General features: G+C 68.3%; 22 protein-coding genes. 10 read left to right on the top strand and 12 right to left on the bottom strand.

Annotation, left to right across the window (positions count from 1 at the left end):
* Positions 1 to 26: 26 nt before the first annotated feature.
* Positions 27 to 878: a universal stress protein gene (locus ADBZ6I_RS01245; RefSeq protein ID WP_526380058.1), complete on the top strand. Its 852-nt coding sequence runs from the start codon at positions 27 to 29 to the stop codon at positions 876 to 878.
* On the opposite strand, the gene ADBZ6I_RS01240 is transcribed toward ADBZ6I_RS01245, so the two are convergent.
* The 4 genes from ADBZ6I_RS01240 to ADBZ6I_RS01225 form a co-directional block, all read right to left on the bottom strand.
* Positions 875 to 3,655: a cation-transporting P-type ATPase gene (locus ADBZ6I_RS01240; protein WP_526380056.1), complete on the bottom strand. Its 2,781-nt coding sequence runs from the start codon at positions 3,653 to 3,655 to the stop codon at positions 875 to 877. The genes ADBZ6I_RS01245 and ADBZ6I_RS01240 overlap by 4 nt on opposite strands.
* Before the next feature lie 118 nt (positions 3,656 to 3,773).
* Entirely contained in the window at positions 3,774 to 4,358 is a 585-nt protein-coding gene (locus ADBZ6I_RS01235; protein WP_526380054.1) for a hypothetical protein, read from the bottom strand.
* Positions 4,351 to 5,196 (bottom strand): FAD:protein FMN transferase, encoded by an 846-nt coding sequence (locus ADBZ6I_RS01230; protein WP_526380052.1) that lies wholly within the window; start codon positions 5,194 to 5,196, stop codon positions 4,351 to 4,353. The genes ADBZ6I_RS01235 and ADBZ6I_RS01230 overlap by 8 nt, the downstream gene beginning before the upstream one ends.
* Before the next feature lie 32 nt (positions 5,197 to 5,228).
* Positions 5,229 to 5,576, bottom strand: coding sequence for a hypothetical protein (locus ADBZ6I_RS01225; RefSeq protein ID WP_526380050.1), 348 nt, complete (start codon positions 5,574 to 5,576; stop codon positions 5,229 to 5,231).
* 106 nt (positions 5,577 to 5,682) lie between these two features.
* On the opposite strand from ADBZ6I_RS01225, the gene ADBZ6I_RS01220 reads away from it, so the two are divergent.
* Both ADBZ6I_RS01220 and ADBZ6I_RS01215 read left to right on the top strand, forming a co-directional pair.
* Positions 5,683 to 6,399: a SagB/ThcOx family dehydrogenase gene (locus ADBZ6I_RS01220; RefSeq protein WP_526380048.1), complete on the top strand. Its 717-nt coding sequence runs from the start codon at positions 5,683 to 5,685 to the stop codon at positions 6,397 to 6,399.
* Positions 6,399 to 6,761, top strand: coding sequence for a DUF2784 family protein (locus tag ADBZ6I_RS01215; RefSeq protein ID WP_526380046.1), 363 nt, complete (start codon positions 6,399 to 6,401; stop codon positions 6,759 to 6,761). Before ADBZ6I_RS01220 ends, ADBZ6I_RS01215 begins: the two co-directional genes overlap by 1 nt.
* On the opposite strand, the gene ADBZ6I_RS01210 is transcribed toward ADBZ6I_RS01215, so the two are convergent.
* Positions 6,758 to 7,570 carry a ParA family protein gene (locus ADBZ6I_RS01210; RefSeq protein WP_526380044.1) on the bottom strand — a complete coding sequence of 271 codons (813 nt, stop codon included), beginning with the start codon at positions 7,568 to 7,570 and terminating at the stop codon, positions 6,758 to 6,760. The genes ADBZ6I_RS01215 and ADBZ6I_RS01210 overlap by 4 nt on opposite strands.
* A 29-nt stretch (positions 7,571 to 7,599) precedes the next feature.
* Here ADBZ6I_RS01210 and ADBZ6I_RS01205 point away from each other — a divergent pair, with 29 nt between their 5' ends.
* Genes ADBZ6I_RS01205 through ADBZ6I_RS01195 form a run of 3 tightly spaced genes read left to right on the top strand, consistent with a single transcriptional unit; the run spans position 7,600 to position 9,784 of the window.
* Entirely contained in the window at positions 7,600 to 8,190 is a 591-nt protein-coding gene (locus ADBZ6I_RS01205) for an acid phosphatase (protein WP_526380042.1), read from the top strand.
* 56 nt (positions 8,191 to 8,246) lie between these two features.
* On the top strand, positions 8,247 to 9,290 hold the full coding sequence (locus tag ADBZ6I_RS01200) for an isochorismate synthase (protein ID WP_526380040.1): 1,044 nt from the start codon (positions 8,247 to 8,249) through the stop codon (positions 9,288 to 9,290).
* Positions 9,287 to 9,784 carry a GNAT family N-acetyltransferase gene (locus tag ADBZ6I_RS01195; protein ID WP_526380038.1) on the top strand — a complete coding sequence of 166 codons (498 nt, stop codon included), beginning with the start codon at positions 9,287 to 9,289 and terminating at the stop codon, positions 9,782 to 9,784. The genes ADBZ6I_RS01200 and ADBZ6I_RS01195 overlap by 4 nt, the downstream gene beginning before the upstream one ends.
* Here ADBZ6I_RS01195 and ADBZ6I_RS01190 read toward each other — a convergent pair.
* Positions 9,730 to 10,161: a hypothetical protein gene (locus ADBZ6I_RS01190; protein WP_526380036.1), complete on the bottom strand. Its 432-nt coding sequence runs from the start codon at positions 10,159 to 10,161 to the stop codon at positions 9,730 to 9,732. The genes ADBZ6I_RS01195 and ADBZ6I_RS01190 overlap by 55 nt on opposite strands.
* Positions 10,158 to 10,745, bottom strand: a complete 588-nt coding sequence (locus tag ADBZ6I_RS01185; RefSeq protein WP_526380034.1) for a sensor domain-containing protein — start codon at positions 10,743 to 10,745, stop codon at positions 10,158 to 10,160. Before ADBZ6I_RS01185 ends, ADBZ6I_RS01190 begins: the two co-directional genes overlap by 4 nt.
* A gap of 78 nt (positions 10,746 to 10,823) precedes the next feature.
* Here ADBZ6I_RS01185 and ADBZ6I_RS01180 point away from each other — a divergent pair, with 78 nt between their 5' ends.
* Entirely contained in the window at positions 10,824 to 11,783 is a 960-nt protein-coding gene (locus ADBZ6I_RS01180; protein ID WP_526380032.1) for a diacylglycerol/lipid kinase family protein, read from the top strand.
* A gap of 264 nt (positions 11,784 to 12,047) precedes the next feature.
* Complete coding sequence (locus ADBZ6I_RS01175) at positions 12,048 to 12,302, top strand: WhiB family transcriptional regulator (RefSeq protein ID WP_313673857.1); 255 nt, start codon at positions 12,048 to 12,050, stop codon at positions 12,300 to 12,302.
* 74 nt (positions 12,303 to 12,376) lie between these two features.
* On the opposite strand, the gene pdtaS is transcribed toward ADBZ6I_RS01175, so the two are convergent.
* Complete coding sequence (gene pdtaS, locus ADBZ6I_RS01170; RefSeq protein ID WP_526380029.1) at positions 12,377 to 13,798, bottom strand: two-component system sensor histidine kinase PdtaS; 1,422 nt, start codon at positions 13,796 to 13,798, stop codon at positions 12,377 to 12,379.
* A 13-nt stretch (positions 13,799 to 13,811) separates the two neighbouring features.
* On the bottom strand, positions 13,812 to 14,030 hold the full coding sequence (locus tag ADBZ6I_RS01165) for a biotin/lipoyl-binding carrier protein (RefSeq protein ID WP_526380027.1): 219 nt from the start codon (positions 14,028 to 14,030) through the stop codon (positions 13,812 to 13,814).
* 95 nt (positions 14,031 to 14,125) lie between these two features.
* Between ADBZ6I_RS01165 and ADBZ6I_RS01160 the strand changes: the two genes are divergently transcribed.
* A complete protein-coding gene (locus ADBZ6I_RS01160; protein WP_396894512.1) occupies positions 14,126 to 14,200 on the top strand; it encodes a 50S ribosomal protein bL37 in 75 nt (24 codons plus the stop codon).
* A 24-nt stretch (positions 14,201 to 14,224) separates the two neighbouring features.
* Here the strand turns inward: ADBZ6I_RS01160 and rsrA are convergent, their stop codons facing one another.
* Both rsrA and ADBZ6I_RS01150 read right to left on the bottom strand, forming a co-directional pair.
* On the bottom strand, positions 14,225 to 14,509 hold the full coding sequence (rsrA, locus tag ADBZ6I_RS01155; RefSeq protein ID WP_526380025.1) for a mycothiol system anti-sigma-R factor: 285 nt from the start codon (positions 14,507 to 14,509) through the stop codon (positions 14,225 to 14,227).
* Complete coding sequence (locus tag ADBZ6I_RS01150; RefSeq protein ID WP_526380023.1) at positions 14,506 to 15,141, bottom strand: sigma-70 family RNA polymerase sigma factor; 636 nt, start codon at positions 15,139 to 15,141, stop codon at positions 14,506 to 14,508. Before ADBZ6I_RS01150 ends, rsrA begins: the two co-directional genes overlap by 4 nt.
* 112 nt (positions 15,142 to 15,253) lie before the next feature.
* Between ADBZ6I_RS01150 and ADBZ6I_RS01145 the strand changes: the two genes are divergently transcribed.
* Positions 15,254 to 16,129 carry an SDR family oxidoreductase gene (locus ADBZ6I_RS01145; protein WP_526380021.1) on the top strand — a complete coding sequence of 292 codons (876 nt, stop codon included), beginning with the start codon at positions 15,254 to 15,256 and terminating at the stop codon, positions 16,127 to 16,129.
* Here the strand turns inward: ADBZ6I_RS01145 and ADBZ6I_RS01140 are convergent.
* The gene (locus ADBZ6I_RS01140; RefSeq protein ID WP_526380019.1) at positions 16,119 to 17,648 is read right to left on the bottom strand and encodes an aldehyde dehydrogenase family protein; all 1,530 of its coding nucleotides are present in this window, start codon (positions 17,646 to 17,648) and stop codon (positions 16,119 to 16,121) included. The two genes, ADBZ6I_RS01145 and ADBZ6I_RS01140, sit on opposite strands and share 11 nt — an antisense overlap.
* Positions 17,649 to 17,696: the final 48 nt, after the last annotated feature.

Raw genomic sequence — 17,696 nt, 5'->3', positions numbered from 1 at the left:
AAAATCGGATGGGCAGGGGGTCAGTCATGGGAACGCGTGCACTCGTGGGGTTTGACGGTTCGGTAGCCGCCGCCGCGGCCGTCGAGGCGGCAGCGCTGTTGCTGCCGGACGTTCACGGCTGGATCAACTACCTATGGGTCCCGCCTTTCACCAGCGACCGGGTCCGCCGCCGGTTGCGGGAGCAGATTGGCAATGTCAACGAACTGATCGACGCGGTGGATCGGGAAGGCAAGTTCGAAGCGCAGCGGATCATGGCGATGGGAGTGAACCTCGCCCGGGCCGCCGGCTGGGAGGCCGAACCGTTGCTGGAAAAGGCCTACGGCGGCGAAGGAACGGCGATCGTCCAGGCCGCTGAGAAGGTCGATGCCGACGTGGTGATCATGGGTGCCCGCGGCCTCGGCGGCACCGACGCCGTCCTGGGCAGTGTGTCGGACATGGTGGTGCACCACTCCTCGCGTCCGGTCCTGGTGGTGCCGCATCCGTTGTTGTCGGCGGAGTTCGAATGTCTTTCCGCGGGGCCGGTGCTGGTGGGCTGGGACGGATCAGTCGGCGCCGACGCCGCCCTGGCCGCTAGCCGCCGGATCTTCGGGCAGCGAGACATCGTGGCGGTCTCGATCGGCGATGGCGACGATGTGCCGGCGCCGGCGGACAGCAGCGTCACCCACACCCACGTCCGCCCCGCCGGCGGGCGGCGTAATCGCGGAGTCGCCGCCTCGATGGTGGCGGCCGCCGCCGATCATGGCGCCGCGGTCGTCGTGGTGGGCTCACGCGGGCGTTCGGCCGCGCGGGAGATCATTCTGGGCAGCGTGGCGATGAGCACGCTGCACAACAGCCACCGGCCCGTCATGGTGGTGCCAGGCCCGAGCCGGAAGGATTAGGACGACGGCTCGAGTGGCCACGGCGCGCGCCGCTTCGTTGCCAGCCCGGTGCCGCGGGCCCGCAGCCATTTGTCTACTCCCACCAGCACGCTGATCCCCGCTGCGATAGCGAAAATCCGCAGCCACGTGACCGCGCTGATCGGCGCTGATCCGAACAGCGTGTTCATCGCGGGCAGATAGGTGAACGCAAGCTGAGCTATCACCTGGACGGTCACACCCGCGATGAGCCAGCGATTGCTGAAAAACCCTATCCGCCACACAGATCGGGTCAGCGAACGGCAACTGAATAGATAGAACGCCTCCACGACGACGAAGACGTTGACCGCCGCGGTGCGCGCCTCGGGTAGCGTGGCGCCGTTGGCCAATTCCCATTCGAACAGGTACCACGCCGCGACCACCATGAGGGAAGAGACCAGCAGGATGCGCAACACCAGCGTCCGGGTCAGCAGGGCTTGCCCCGGATCCCGTGGCGGCCGGGTCATGATGCCGACCTCCTTGGGCTCGAAGGCCAGCATCAGGCCCAGTGCGATCGCGGTGGTCATGTTGATCCACAGGATTTGGGTGGGCAGGATCGGCAGAGCTGCCCCCATCGCGATCGCCACCAGAATCACCAGGCCTTCGCCCAGGTTGGTCGGCAGTGTCCAGGTGATGAACTTGGTGAGGTTGTCGAAGACCCCCCGGCCCTCCTCGACGGCGGCTTCGATGGTGGCGAAGTCGTCGTCGGTGAGCACCATATCGGCGGCATCCTTGGCGACCTCTGTGCCGGATCGCCCCATGGCGATGCCAATGCTGGCCTGCCGCAACGCCGGAGCGTCGTTGACACCGTCCCCGGTCATCGCCACCACGTGGCCCCGGCCCTGAAGTGCCTCCACTAGCCGGAGCTTCTGCTCCGGTGAGACCCGGGCGAAAACGCACGCCCGGTCGACCGCGTCGGGCATTTCGTCGGCGGTCAGCGTGGCCAGTTCCGCACCGGTGAGAACCGCGCCCTGCGGCGACTCCGGATCGAAGACACCGACGCTGCCGGCGATGGCACGCGCCGTCGCGGCATGATCACCGGTGATCATCTTCACCGCGATGCCCGCGGAATGACACGCTGCCACAGCATTTCTGGCCGCATCGCGGGGTGGATCGAGCATCGCCTGCAGACCGGTCAGCGTGACGTGCCCCGGCAGCGACCGCTCGTCGAAACGGGCGGGGTCTATCGACGGGTCGATATCGGTGCAGACCCCCATCGCCAGCACCCGCAATCCCGCCCCCGCCAGCCGATCGACCTCGGCCACAACGGTCCCGCGGTCCAGGGGTTGCTGCGTGCCGTCGTCACCCATCTGGCTGTCGCACAGTTCGAGCATCCGCTCCACCGAGCCCTTCACCAAGAGCACAAAGCGGCCAGCGCGCTGGGCATGCAGAGTCGCCATGTACTGGCGTTCGGAACTGAACGGGATCGTCGCGACGCGGGGATAGTCGGCACGCACCTCGTCGGCTGCCAGACCGGCTTTGGCGGCCACCACGAGCATGGCCGCCTCGGTGGGGTCGCCGACGATCGTCCACTCCCCGTCATGGTGGGTCAAGGCGGCGTCGTTGCATCCGGCACCCGCCACAAGCGTCCAGCGCAGCGCGGCATCGCCGCTGATCGACACCACCTCGGCATCGGCACTGTGCAGCACCCCTTCGGGGGAATAGCCGTTGCCAGTCACACCGACGCATGAGCCCGGCGTCCAGATCTCGCGGACCGTCATCTGATTCTCGGTGAGGGTGCCGGTCTTGTCGGCGCAGATGACCGTCGTGCTGCCCAGGGTCTCCACGGCCGGCAGCCGGCGAATGACGGCGCGCCGCTTGGCCATCCGGGACACCCCGATCGCCAGCGTGATGGTCACCGCGGCGGGCAGCCCTTCCGGGATGGCACCGACCGCCAGGGCTACGGCGGCGATGAAGGTGTCCGCCGCATCCTGTCGGCGCAGCAGGCCGGCCGCGAAGGTGGCTGCGGCCAGTGCCAGGATTGCGACGGTCAGGATCTTGCTGAACTTGGCCAGCTTCGCGGTGAGCGGTGTCGCGAGCATCTGGGCCGCACCGACCAGTCGGTGGATCTGACCGATCTCGGTCTCCGCACCGGTCGCCACGACGACTCCGGCACCGTTTCCCGCGGTGACCAGGGTGCCCGAGTAGGCCATGTTGAGCCGGTCGGCGACCGGTGTCCCCTCTGGCAGAACCACTTCGTCCTTGGCGACCGACAGCGATTCCCCGGTCAGGGCCGACTCGTCGACGTGCAACTCGGTCTGCCGCAGCAACCGGACATCGGCGGGCACCTTGTCGCCCGCCTCAATCACTACCAGGTCGCCGGGGACCAACTCCTCGGAGGAGACCCGGCGTTCGCGGCCGTCGCGGATCACCGTGGCGTCGGTGTGCACCATGGCGCGCAGGCTCTGCAACGCCGCCTCGGCTTTGGATTCCTGAATGAACCCCACCAAGGCATTGATGACCACGACACCGAAGATCACGGCCGAGTCGATGAACTCGCCCAGGGCGGCGGTCACCGCACCTGCAACCAGCAGCACGTAAATGAGCGGATGGTGGAACTGCCGCAGAATCCTTACCAACAGTCCGGCGCCGCGGGCGGCGGGCAACGCGTTGGGCCCGAACCGATCGAGGCGTTCTGCTGCCTGCGCCGAGTCCAAGCCGCGGTGCGGGTCGGTTTCCAGCAGAAGCACGACCTCATGCGCGGCCAGGGTGTGGTGCGAATTCGCGGTGACTTTCGAGGCGGTCGACGCAATCGCAGCCACGTACTCAACTCCCCCGAGGATTGGCCGGGATGAGATTTGACCCCCGGCTCATAACTTCACTGTGCCAAAGCTTCGGCACCGGCGATAGGGACCATCGGGAACGCAGCTGGGTACCGAGTCAGGCTGAACCCGCCGGTCCGGTGTCAACCGTCGCCATCCAGGCGCCCGTGCGCCGGCCGGCCGGTCGGAGGAGCAGCGTGGTCACCACCGCGGCGGTTCCGCCGATGAGAATCGCCAGCGACCATGGGGTCAGCGCGTCGGTGCCGGCCAAGACGTAATGAGAGGTCGCCAGTGGCCACGCGGCGTAGGCGCACAGGTGCGCGCGACGAAACCAGCGGCGGCTGCGGCGACCGCGCAGCCTCGCCAGCAGCCATGCCGGGACGGTCAGCCAGAAGGCGGTAGTGCCGAGTGCCACGGCGAGTGTGCGCCACGACGCCGCGAACGGCACCAGGATCTGAACCACGGTGAAGGGCTCGTAGGTGTCGATGAGCAGCAGTGACATATGCGCCAGCAGCAGCCCCAGCGCCAGCGAGACCAGGCGCCGGTGCAGCGCGGCGGCCCGCGGGGCAGGGGCGCCGCCCGCCCGCCGTGCCGCCGCGAACAGTCCCCAGGCGACGACGGCTGTCAGGATGCACCACGCGGTGATACCGGTGGCGCGAATGAGCACCCACGTCCAGGACACTCCGGTCAGCGCCTCACCCACAGCGACCCCCGAGCAGATACGGTGTGCAGCCCCGGGCGGCGAGCCAGTCGGTACTTGCCGAGCCGCGGATCAGCCCGACGGTGGCGGCCGCCTCCGCCCGCCATCCGCAGTCGGCCAGCACGGTCGCCTGCGCGGTATCGGATCGGCTCGGCAAGCCGGTTCGCGGATGCACGACATGGTGGCGTCCCGCCCAGCGCCGGCGCAGGGTGGACGAGGTCGCCACCGCGCAGCGTCGGGGTGTCAGTTCGAGCATCCGGATTTCGGTTGCCGCATCGAGCCGGTCGTCGCGCATCGACACCCGCCATGACCGGGCGTTGGGCGGGACACCCCGGGTGACGACGTCGCCGCCGATACCGACCAGCACCGCACCGGCGCCGGCTGCGTAGAGCTCCTGCGTCACGAGGTCACCGGCGAGCCCCTTGCCGATCCCACCGGGATCAAGGCCCACCCCCTCGGGCAGTGACACCGTGCGATCACCGATCAGCACCTCGTTCATGCCGGGCGCCGGAACCGGTGCGGCGACGACGGGCAACGACATCGCGACGGCCGCGAAATCCTGGTCGTAGCCCAGGCTCAGCATCGCCCCCAGCACGGTGGCGTCGACGTCTCCGCCGCTCCACACGCAGGCTTGCGCGCATGACGCAACCAGCCGGTGCAGATCGTCGCTCACCACGATCTCCCCTCGGCCGGCGCTGGCGTTGAGTCGGCTCAGTTCGCTGTCCGGACGGAAGCGCGACCAGCACGACTCGAGGAGTTCCACCCGCAATACGGCGAGATCGGCAAGCCGCTCGGCCGCATCGCCGCGCGCCCAGACGATCACGTGGAGATCACTGCCCATCGCACGGCCCCGGCGCTGCGCCCGCTGCATCGCTAACTGCTGTACGTCGACGTGTCGCGATCGAGCTGGTTCGGGGCGTCGGTCGACCCGGGCGGCCGGGTCTCCTCCGCGATGCGCGTCACCAGGTCACGGTCGACATCCCGGCCGCTGGCCAGCTCGGCTGCGACCCGGCGTAATTCCCGTCGGTAGGCCTGCAGGCGGGCCGACTCCTCGGTCAGTTGCGCGGCGTAGGAGTCCAGTTCAGCCCGCTTTTGCTCGGCCGGCGAAGCCCTTTGGTCCTCGGCCGTTCGTATGGCGATCAGACCGGCGAGCCCGGCGCAGGCCCCGATCGCAAGCCCCGTCGCGATCCAGCCATCGGACCGGCGGCGTCGTGTCGGCATGAGCCCTCCCTCAACCCGGCTGCTCCCTCCATCGTCCGTGCGGCACGCACCCTCGGCAAGGAGTCGCGCGATGGCGCGGCAGCCGCGGCGGTGGCCTAATGGACCCATGAGGGCCATTCGGCGCGCGACTGCTGTTGCCTGCGCCGTGATTCTGCTGGCCGGAGGCGGTTGCGCGACACGGACGGAGCCCCCGCCGGTCGCCGAACAGCCCTCGCCGGCCGGCGACATCCCGGCCTGGGGCCACGACAGCGTGCGATTCCTGGGTCCCGCCGACGAGTTGGGTGATTTCGGGTTGCTCGACGCGATGGGGCGGCGCGGGTCGGTACGCGACCTTTCCGGCGAACCGCTCACCGACCGCGAGTTGGCGGCGCTGCTGTGGTCGGCTCAGGGCGTGTCCGCGCCGTCGGGCGCACGCACCGTTCCCTCGGCCGGCGCGCTGTATCCCCTCGAGACCTATGTCGTCACCCCCCAGGAAGTCCTGCGCTACGTTCCCCGCACGGCCGCTGTCGAGGTTCGTGCGGATGCGAAGGCGAAGATCGCTGTGACGCAGGCGATTTCAGGGACATCCGCCTCGCAGGCCTATGCGATCGTCATCATCACAGGAGTGCCTGCCCGCATCACCGGCAAGTACCAGGAGCGCGGTATCCGCTACATGTGGATGGAAGCCGGCCACGCGGCGCAGAACCTGCTGCTGGCCGCGGCTGCGATGGGGCTCGGGGCTGTGACGATCGGAGCCTTCGATGACGCGGGAGTTGCCACTGCACTGACCCTGACGGACCGGGAGATCCCGCTATACCTCATTCCGGTCGGACGGGTCAGCTGATGAGCCCAGCCGTTCTCGCCGACGCGGTGCTGGTGATCCATGGACTTTTCATCGTGTGGGCGGCGTTGGGCGCCATCGCGGTGTGGCGATGGCCGCGGCTGGCGTTGCTGCATCTGCCGGCTGTGGCGTGGGCGGTCTGGATCGAGGCGTCCGGCCGGATCTGCCCGCTGACCCCGCTGGAGAACTCGCTGCGCCGGGCAGCCGGAGAAGCCGGCTACAGCGGCGGCTTCATCGAGCATTACCTCGGCCGGATCATCTACCCGGCCGGGCTGACCCGCGAAGCGCAGTGGCTGGTGGCCGGCGTGCTGATGCTGCTGAACGTGGTTGCCTACGGCGTGCTGATCAAGCGGCGCCGACGCTAGCTGTCCGGGGTGAAGGTCGGCAGTTCTTTACCGGATTTCCAGTGCTTGAGCAGGTTCTTGGCCAGCTCCTTGTAGGCCGACGAACCCTTGTTCTTCCTGCCCGACAGCACCGAGGATCCCGAGGCGCTGGCCTCGGCGAAACGCACGGTCCGCGGGATCGGCGGGTACAGCACGGGCAGGTCGTAGCGGTCGGCGACGTCGAACAGCACGTCGCGGCTGTGCGTGGTGCGCGCATCGAACAGCGTGGGCAGCGCGCCCAGCAGCGTCAGCTTCGGATTGGTGATCTGCTGCACGTCGGAGACGGTGCGCAGGAACTGCCCCACACCGCGGTGGGCCAGTGTCTCGCACTGCAACGGCACGACGACCTCGTCGGCGGCGGTGAGCCCATTGAGGGTGAGCACACCCAACGACGGCGGGCAGTCGATGATCACCACGTCGAAGCGATATTCCGGCGAGGCGTCCAGCTTGTCCAGCGCCCGCTTGAGGGCGTACTCCCGCCCGGCGCGCATCAGCAGCATCGCCTCGGCGCCGGCCAGGTCGATGTTGGCCGGCAGCAACATCATTCCCTCGGGCGTGCTCACCAGCGCCGCGCTGGGCTCGACGTCGCCGAGCAGCACCTCATGCACCGACACCGGCAGCTTGTCCGGGTCGGTGCCCAGCGAGAAGGTCAAACACCCCTGCGGGTCGAGGTCGATGAGGAGCACCCTCTTGCCCTCGGCGACGAACGCCGCCCCCAGCGAGGCAACCGTGGTCGTCTTCGCCACCCCACCCTTTTGGTTGGCCACTGCCAGTACTTTCACGTAGTCCATCCTGACAGGTTCAGGCAGAATCGATTGACGTGAGTGTCGGCAACCATCGGCTGGTCCTGCTCCGGCACGGTGAAACGGAGTGGTCCCGGGACCGCAAACACACCAGCCATACCGACCTCGACCTCACCGAAACGGGTCGTGATCAGGCCCGACTCGCCGCGCTGACGCTGCAGCGGCTCGACCTGGACAACCCCTTGGTGATCAGCAGCCCGCGGCGGCGCGCGGTGGTGACCGCCGAATTGGCGGGCCTGACGATCGACGAGGTGTCGCCACTGCTCGTCGAGTGGGACTACGGCGACTACGAGGGGCTGACCACCCACCAGATCCGCACGGAGACGCCCGGCTGGCTGCTGTGGACCTACGGCTGCCCGGGCGGGGAGAGCGTGGATCAGGTCAGCATGCGTGCCGACCAGGCAATGGCCTTGGCGCTGGACCACATGCCCGACCGCGACGTGGTGTTCATCAGCCACGGCCACTTCTCCCGGTCGGTGATCACCCGGTGGGTCGAGCAGCCGCTGAGCGAGGGCGCCCGCTACGGGTTCGGCACAGCGGCGGTGTCGGTATGCGGCTTCGAGTACGGGCTGCGTCAGCTCTCAGCGCTGGGCCTGACCAGCCAGTGACGGACCCGACGACGGACCCGACTCCCTTTGTGCTCACCGGCCCCGCGGGAACGCTTGTGGCAGCCGGAATTCGACAGGCTTATGACGATATCGCCGCGGCGGCGGAGGCGCTGCGCGACGGTTCGGCCGACGTTGTGGTGGGCGCCCTGCCGTTCGACATCAGGCGGCCCGCGGCCCTGCTGTGCCCACTGCGGGTCGGCCGCAGCCTGCCGGCCGCGCCGACGGGCGGACTGCCCGCGGTGCGGATCACCGCGACGATGCCGGACCCGCAGGAGCACAGGGACCGGGTCCGAAGAGTCCTGCAGCAGCTGCGCGATCCGCGGAACCCCTTGCAGAAGGTGGTCCTGGCACGCGCGCTGCAACTGACCGCCGACCGGCCGATCGACCCGCTGATGCTGCTGCACCGGCTGGCCGACGCCGACCCCCAGGCCACCGCCTACCTGGCCAACCTCTCCCCCGCCGGCTCGGCCTACGCCGGCGCCGCGCTGGCGGGCTCTAGCCCGGAACTGCTTGTCGCCCGCCGCGGCGCGGAGGTGACCTGTCAGCCCTTCGCCGGGTCAGCGCCGCGGCGCTCCGATCCACAGGCCGACGCCGCCACCGGCGCCGCCCTGGCCGCCTCAGCCAAGAATCGCCACGAACATCGGCTCGTCGTCGACACCATGCGCGCAGCCCTCGAGCCGCTGTGCATCAGATTGGACGTCGCGGCCGAACCCCAGCTCAGCCGCACCGCCGCCCTGTGGCATCTGAGCACGCCGATCCGCGGCACGCTACGCGAACAGTCCACCACCGCAGTCGATCTCGCGTTGGCGCTGCATCCCACCCCGGCCGTTGGCGGGGTCCCTACCGCCGCCGCGATCGACCTGATCACCGCCGTGGAGGCCGAGCGCGGCTTCTACGCGGGCGCGGTGGGCTGGTGCGACGCCCGCGGCGACGGCCGCTGGATGGTGGCCATCCGCGGAGCGCAACTGTCGGCGGATCGCCGCACCGCGCTGGCCCAGGCCGGCGGCGGTATCGTCGCGGAGTCCGACCCCGACGAGGAACTCGCCGAAACCACCGTCAAGTTCCGCACCATCCTCTCCGCATTGGGGTTTTCCGCATGACGCCGACAGCGTCGACGATCCGCAGCGCCCGGTCCGGCGACGAGACCGCCATCGTGGCAATGATCCACGAACTGGCGCTCTTCGAGAACGCACCCGAACAGTGCACTGTCACCGAATCCCAGCTCACCGCGGCGCTTTTCGGCGACGATGCCGTTGCCTGCTGCTACATCGCGGAGGTCGACGGCGCCGCGGCCGCGATGGCGCTGTGGTTCCGCAACTTCTCCACCTGGGACGGGGTGGCCGGCATCCACCTGGAGGACCTTTTCGTGCGTGAGCCGTTCCGCCGGCGCGGGTTGGCCCGCGCACTGCTGGCCCGGCTGGCCCGGGAATGCGTCAACCGCGGCTACAGCCGGCTGAGCTGGGCGGTGCTGGACTGGAACGCCGACGCGATCTCGCTCTACGACGCCGTCGGCGGCCGCCAGCAATCGGAGTGGATCACCTACCGGGTGTCGGGGCCGGACCTCTGCGCACTGGCGGGGTCGTCCTCGTCGTAAGTCAGCCACTGCACCGTGGCCTTGGCGAACAACAACAGCACCAGGATGGTCACGCAGACCAGAGCCGCCGGCAGCGCGTAAACCCAGCGGTGCGAGCCCACCCCGAGGTACCAGCACACCGGCAGCAGCAGCATCTGGGCGAACACCGCGATGCCCCGCCCCCACCGCCGGCCGGTCCACAGCGCCCAGGCGGAGGTCAGCAACGCCGCCCCGAACACGACGAACCACACCGCGTTGGCGAAGCCGCTGACAACTGGGGAGTCCGCCCCGCCGATCCCACGGATGACGAACACGACCGCACCGACCGCGGCGAGCGCACCCTGCAGGCCCACCAGGGCTGCGGCGCGGCGCACAGTCGCCGGAGACGCCGATGTCACGCCGCGCCCGCCCGACCGGTGATCTGGGCCAGGACTGCGGTGGCGATCCGGTCGGAGTCGCCGAATCGGGAGGCGTCGACCCCGATCAGCACCGGTCCGACCGCCCGGTAGATGGTCGAGCACTGGGCCTGGCACACCGCGAACGTCTTCGAATCGAGCACCTGGGTGGTGATCGTCATGTTCGACGACGGCAATTGCGAGCAGGCCGTGAGTTGCTTACCCAGGCGGGTCAGCGCCGAACGGGCGTCGGTGGAGCCCGGGTAGACGGCGACGGCCTGGGTCACCGATCGATTGGCCGGCCCGGTGTAGGTGACGGTGTGGAACTGGGTGAAGCCGCTGGCGAAGGCGTCGTCCTGATTGAAGACGGCGTGGCATTCGCCGGGGTATTGGGCGTCGTACTGGTGCTGGCCGACCGGCTGGCCGGACGACGGCCCGGGGCTCAGGTCGGCGTTGCCGGCGATGGCCCGCACGTCCTCGACACTGAGGACCAGCGCCGGCGCGGCCACGTCGGCACCTGCGATCGCGGGCTGGGCGCACACCGCAAGCACGGCCGCTGTGGCCACGATGTCCCGAATGCTGATCACGATGTACTCCTACGCCCCTTTACGCCGGTTCTCTACAGCGCGTTCGAGTGTAGTTCCATCCCGTTAGGCTCATTACTCGTGCGCGCCGTGCTGATCGTCAACCCCAACGCCACGTCGACCACGCCGGCCGGCCGCGACCTGCTGGCCCACGCGCTGGAAAGCCGGGTGGAACTGAACGTGGCGCACACCGATCACCGCGGGCACGCCGTGGAGATCGCCGAGGCGGCGCATCGGGACGGCATCGACGTGATCATCGTGCATGGCGGCGACGGCACGGTGAACGAAGTGGTCAACGGGCTGCTCGGCCCACCCGGACCGGACCGGCCCGCCGCCGACACACTCCCGGCGGTGGCGGTGGTGCCCGGCGGTTCGGCCAACGTGTTCGCCCGCGCGCTGGGCATCAGCCCGGACCCCATCGAGGCCACCAATCAACTGGTCGACCTGCTCGACGGCCACCGCCGCGGCAGCGCGTGGCGGCGCATCGGGCTGATGGACTGCGAGGAACGCTGGGCGGTGTTCACCGCCGGGATGGGCGTGGACGGCGACGTGGTGGCCGCCGTCGAGGCCCAGCGCGCCAAAGGCCGCAAGGTCACCGCGGCGCGCTATATCCGCATCGCCACTCGGGAGATGCTGATCAACGCCCGCGCCGAACCCCTGCTCACCCTGCATCTACCCGACCGCGACCCGGTTGCGGGGGTGCACTTCGCGTTCGTCTCCAACGCCAGCCCCTGGACCTACGCCAACACCCGGCCGATCTTCACCAATCCGGGGACTACTTTCGAGGGCGGACTCGGCGTTTTCGCCGTTACGTCGATGAATGTCGTCGCCAACCTGCTGGTGGTCCGTCGGATGTGGTCGAAGAAAGCCGAGATCAAAGGCAAGAACCTCATTCGCGAGGACAACCTGCCGTGGGTCCGGATCACCGCCAGCGAGCCGATCGCCTGCCAGGCCGACGGAGACTCTCTCGGGCCGCGGACGGATATGACTTTCAGGTCAGTTCCGGACGCTCTGATGGTGGTTGCCCCAACCGGGGCGTAAGCCCCTGAACTGCGCGTTCAGATCGCGACTAGCGGTTTTAGGACAAGAGTAGACTTAGCGTAGTACACACGTCCGGGCGGTTCTAAACCGCCCCGGGAGTGAGATAGCCCACGGTTGTATCGACTTCTATTGACAACCGCTACGGCTGTGAAACGATCTGTGTAACAGCACAACAACATTTGTGTGTGCACTGGTTAAATGCCACGATCCCCGGGGAACATCCCCTGTCTTGGTGCGCACGCAGTTTAGTGAGGAGTAGCGACAATGGATTGGCGCCACAATGCGGTCTGTAGGGACGAGGATCCGGAGCTGTTTTTCCCGGTTGGGAACAGCGGCCCCGCCTTGGCCCAGATCGCTGACGCGAAGCTCGTGTGCAACCGCTGCCCGGTGACTACCGAGTGCCTGACCTGGGCCTTGGATTCGGGCCAGGATGCGGGCGTGTGGGGCGGCATGAGCGAGGACGAGCGTCGCGCTCTCAAGCGCCGCAACGCACGGACTCGGGCGCGCACCGGCGTCTGAATCAACGACTCCAACTTGAGGGCCCCGGCGAAACGCCGGGGCCCTCAAGTTTTGTCGTTGTCGCGATGCACAAGCTACGGCGCGGACGCACGTGCGGCCCGCCGCCCGATCGGCACCCGCAGGACCACATCGGTGCCCCCACCCGGCGCCCGGCGCATCTCCAGCGAACCGTCGAGTTCGGCTCCAACCAGGGTGCGCACGATCTGCAGCCCCAATCGGTCGGAATCGTCCAGACTGAAGCCGTCCGGGATGCCGCGCCCGTCGTCATGGATGACGATGTCCAGCGACCGGGCGGAGCGGTCGGCCCGAATGAGAACCCGGCCCTGCTTATCGGCGGGTTCACGCGAAAAGCCATGCTGAATGGCGTTCTGAACGAGTTCGGTGATCACCATGACCAGCGCGGTCGCCCGGTCAGCGTCCAGCACACCCAGGGTGCCCTCCCGGTTGATCCGAATGGGGCTGTCCACCCTGGCCACGTCGTTCATCACCGGAAGAATCCGGTCGATGACCTCGTCGAGGTTGACCTCCTCGTCGACTGACATCGACAGCGCCTCGTGGACCTGCGCAATAGCCGCGACCCGCCGCACCGACTCCAGCAGGGCGTGCCGCCCCTCCTCGTTGGTGGTCCGGCGGGCCTGAAGCCGCAACAGCGCCGCCACCGTCTGCAGGTTGTTCTTCACCCGATGGTGAATCTCGCGGATGGTGGCGTCTTTGGACAGCAGTGCCCGATCACGGCGCTTGACCTCGGTGACATCGCGGATCAGGACAGCCGCACCGGCGGATTCGCCGGCCGCCGCCAGCGGCAAAGTGCGCATCAGCACGGTCGCTCCGCCCGCGTCGACCTCCAGCCGCATCCCGCAGCCGCCGGCCAGTGAGGCGCCGACGTGGGTAGCCAGCTCGTGGGCCTCGAACGGATCAGAGATCAGCGGGCGGGTGATGGCGATCAGATTGTGGCCCTCCAACTCAGCGGTCAGCCCCATCCGGTGATACGCCGACAGGGCGTTCGGGCTGGCATAACTCACCACCCCGTCGACGTCGAGACGGACGAAACCGTCCCCGACCCGGGGACTGGATCGGGATGTGGCCAGATCGCCTGCGTCGGGAAAGGTGCCCTCCGAGACCATGTCCAAAAGCGTTGCGGCACAGTCGAGGTAGGCCTCCTCCAGTCGCGAGGAGGTGCGCCGTCCGTCCTCTGCGGTCTGGTGGGTGAGCAAGGCCACCACCTCGCCGCGATAGCCGACCGGCACGGCACCGAGCAGACCTCCGTCGGCCATGACGGTGCCGACGGCGTCGGCGATCAGTTGGGTGGGGGCGGTGTTGGGCCGGCACTGCGCCACGCACACGAGGGAGCCGTCGTCGCGGCGCACCCACATCAGGAAATCACCGAAGGACATGTCGGCCAGTAATTGCCACTCGCCCACCACCGCGTGCAGGTGGTCGACGGCTCCGCCGGGCAGAACGGTGTGCTCGGCGAGCAGATCACCGAGTGTGGACACGGGTTAACACGAGCTAGTCGTCGATGACGGCGATGAGATGGCCGGCCTGGATGACGTCACCGACGGCCACATTGACCTCGGTGATGGTGCCCGCGACCTCAGCAAGCACCGGAATCTCCATCTTCATCGATTCCAGGAGCACCAGAGTGTCGCCAGGGCCGATCCGGTCGCCCTTGCTGACCACGACCTCCAGCACACTGGCTACGATCTCAGCGCGCACATCCTCGGCCATGCCCCTATCGAACCACAGCACCGGGTCTGGGACGGGTCAGGGCGCCATGAGATAATTCAAGTCATTCCCCTGCCACAGCATCCGGAGGTACAACCATGGCCAAACGTGGCCGTAAGAAGAAGGCGCGCAAGCACAGCAAGGCTAACCACGGCAGACGGCCCAACACTTAAGCCGACGGGGCGTGAGCCCCGCTGCTAGCCGCGCCGGATGATGGTGGTGCGGCTGATCTGCAGCCGTACCCGCTCCACCAGGTAGGTCGGCGCCTTGTCGCCGCTGCACTTGGAGGCGATCAACACTTTGATCCGCTCCTCGACGCCGTAGTGGCGCAGGCAGGCCGGGCACTCGTCGAGGTGGCGCTTGAGCCGCACCCGCTCGTCGTCGGTGACCTCACCGTCGAGCATGGCCCATACCTCCGCGATCACCGCGGCGCAGTCGGTGTGGCCTGCATCCGGGTCCGGGGACGCGCCATCGACCGTCATGACGTCATCTCCTCCGCGTGGACAGCGGCCTGATCACCATCGTGACCGCGCAGCAGCCCGCGGTCCCGGGCGACGTCGGCGAGCAGCTCGCGGAGCTGCCGCCTGCCCCGGTGCAGCCGGGACATCACAGTGCCGATCGGAGTATCCATGACCTCGGCGATCTCCTTGTAGGGCAGGCCCTCGACGTCAGCTAGGTACACCGCGAGCCGGAACTCTTCTGGTAACGCCTGGAGGGCCTCTTTGATTTCACTGTCCGGCAGCAATTCCAGGGCCTCGACCTCCGCGGACCGCAATCCGGTGGAGGTGTGCTCGGCGCTGGCGGCCAGCTGCCAGTCGGTGATCTCGTCGGTCGGGTACTCCGCAGGCTGCCGCTGCTTCTTGCGGTAGCTGTTGATGTAGGTGTTGGTCAGGATGCGGTACAGCCACGCCTTGAGGTTGGTGCCCTCCCGGAACGACCGGAAGGCCGCGTACGCCTTGACCATGGTCTCCTGCACCAGGTCCTCGGCGTCGGCGGGGTTGCGGGTCATTCGCAGGGCGCCGCCGTAAAGCTGGTCCATCAGCGGAATGGCATCGCGTTCGAACCGGGCGGTGAGCTCGGCGTCGGTCTCCTCGCGATCCTTGGTCTCGGTCATTGGGAATTGATCCTAGCCCCGCCTGCCGCGTCGGGTGAGGGCCGACGCTGCGCCTGTCCCGCACTTTTGTCGGCGTGGCTTCTCGATCAACGGATGAAATAAGCTCTCCCGCATGGCAGCCTCATCCGGTTTCTCCGGCAAAACCATGTTCATCTCCGGCGCCAGCCGCGGCATCGGGCTGGCGATCGCCAAGCGGGTGGCCGCCGACGGCGCAGGAGTCGCGCTGATGGCCAAGACCACCGAACCGCACCCGAAGCTGCCCGGCACCATCTACACCGCGGCCAAGGAAATCGAGGAGGCCGGCGGGCAGGCCCTGCCGATCGTCGGTGATGTCCGCGACGGCGACTCGGTGGCCGCGGCGGTGGCCCAGGCGGTCGAGCAGTTCGGCGGGATCGACATGTGCGTCAACAACGCCTCGGCGATCAACCTCGGCTCGATCGAGGAGGTGCCGCTCAAGCGCTTCGATCTGATGAACGGCATCCAGATCCGCGGCACCTACGCCGTGTCACAGGCCTGCATCCCGCACATGAAGGGGCGGGAAAACCCGCACATCCTGACCCTGTCCCCGCCGATCCTGCTGGAGCCCAAATGGCTGCGTCCGACGCCGTACATGATGGCCAAGTACGGAATGACGCTGTGCGCCTTGGGCATTGCCGAGGAGATGCGGCAATACGGAATCGCCTCGAACACGCTGTGGCCCCGCACCCCGATCGCCACCGCCGCGGTGCAGAACCTGCTCGGCGGGGACGAGATGATGAAGCGCTCCCGCAAGCCCGAGGTGTACGCCGACGCCGCCTACGAGGTGCTGAGCCGGCCGGCCCGGGAGTTCACCGGAAACGCGCTGCTGTGCGAGGACCTGCTGCTCGACAGCGGCGTCACCGACCTGTCGGTGTACGACTGTGTGCCCGGCTTCGAGCTCGGTGTGGACTTCTGGGTGGAAAGCCCCAACCCGCCGGGATACGTGAACCCCCAGGGGCCTACCGCTTGATCCCGAGGCGCCGCAGGCCGTGCGCCCCGAAGGCGCGCATCGCGGACACAGCGAACTGCGCCTGCTTCTTGGACGCGGAGTACCACAGCAGCTCGGACTTCTGGGTGGGCAGCCGCGGTGAGGTGATCGCCTTCTGACGGCAGAACTTGAGAACTCCGTACGTGCCTCCGGCTCGGGCTCCCACCCCGGATTCCTTCCAGCCGCCCATCGGCAACCCGAAGTTGAACACGTTGATCAGCGCGTCGTTGACGTTGACCGCGCCGCACTCCAGCCGGCGCGCCACGCGCTCGCCGCGGGCGTTGTCGCCGGTCCACACCGTCGCGGACAACCCGAACACCGAGTCGTTGGCCATCCGGATGGCCTCCTCCTCGTCGGCCACCTTCACCACCGGCAGCGTCGGGCCGAAGGTCTCCTCGGTGATGCAGCTCATGTCGTGGGTGACGTCGGTGAGGATGGTGGGCGGGAAGAACGTGCCCTGCCCAGTCGGCTTGCCGCCGGTGAGCACCGTGGCACCGGCCGCGACGGCGTCGTTCACGTGCCGCTCGCAGATGTCGCGCTGGGCCAGGGTGGCCATCGCGCCGCAGTCGTAGGTGAAGCTGGAGTCGCTTTCGCTGCCCTGCTGAAGCTTGCGGACGTTCGCGGCCAACTTGGCGACGAACTCGTCGTAGACCGGCGCCTCGACGTAGACCCGTTCGATGGAGACGCAGACCTGGCCGGAGTTGAAGAAGCCACCCCAGGTGATGCCGTTGGCGGCCCGGTCCAGATCGGCGTCGGCCAGCACGATGGCCGGGTCCTTGCCGCCCAGTTCCAGGCTGCACGGGATCAGCCGCTCGGCGCAGGCCGCGGCCACCTTTCTGCCGGTGGCGGTCGATCCGGTGAACTGGATCATGTCGCACACCTCGGGCATCGCCGCACCGGTGGCGCCGTAGCCGGTGGTCAGCGCCAGCACGGGCGGCGCGCCGACCTCCGACCAGCCGCGGACGAGCTCCACCGCTGAGAGCGGAGTGACCTCAGACGGCTTGAGCAGCACCGCGCAGCCCGCGGCCAGCGCCGGCGGCACGTCGAGGCCGGGCATGGCGAACGGGAAGTTCCACGGGGTGATCACGCCGATCAGCGGGATCGGCCGGTAGACGATGGTGAGCTTCTTGACCTTCCACAGCGGGCTATGCGCCGAGATGTGCTTGTCGGCCATGAACTGCTCGGCGTTGCCGGACCAGTAATTGATCATGTCGGCGACGGCGGTGGCCTCGAGGTTGGCGTCCACGCGGGACTTGCCGGTCTCCGACATCAGCACGCTGGTGATGTGGTCGGAATTGTCGAGGATCCACTCCTGCCACTTGAGCAACCACTTCCTGCGGCCACGCGGACCCAGGGCCTCCCACTCCGGCTGGGCCTCACGCAGCGCGCGCGCCTTGGCTGCCACCGTCTCCGCGCCGTCGATCGGCACCGAGCCGACGGCGAGGCCGGTCGCCGGGTTGTGAATCGTGATGGCGTCGGTGCTGGAGTCGACTACGGTCATGTGCTGCTCCTGGTTGTCGTTGGCAGAGGCGATGCTAGCGCCATCGAC

The sequence above is a fragment of the Mycobacterium sp. genome (assembly GCF_044342925.1).
Taxonomy (GTDB): Bacteria; Actinomycetota; Actinomycetes; order Mycobacteriales; family Mycobacteriaceae; genus Mycobacterium.
The sequence above is the reverse complement of the archived record's forward strand: the minus strand, read 5'-3'. Positions and strand labels throughout refer to the sequence as shown.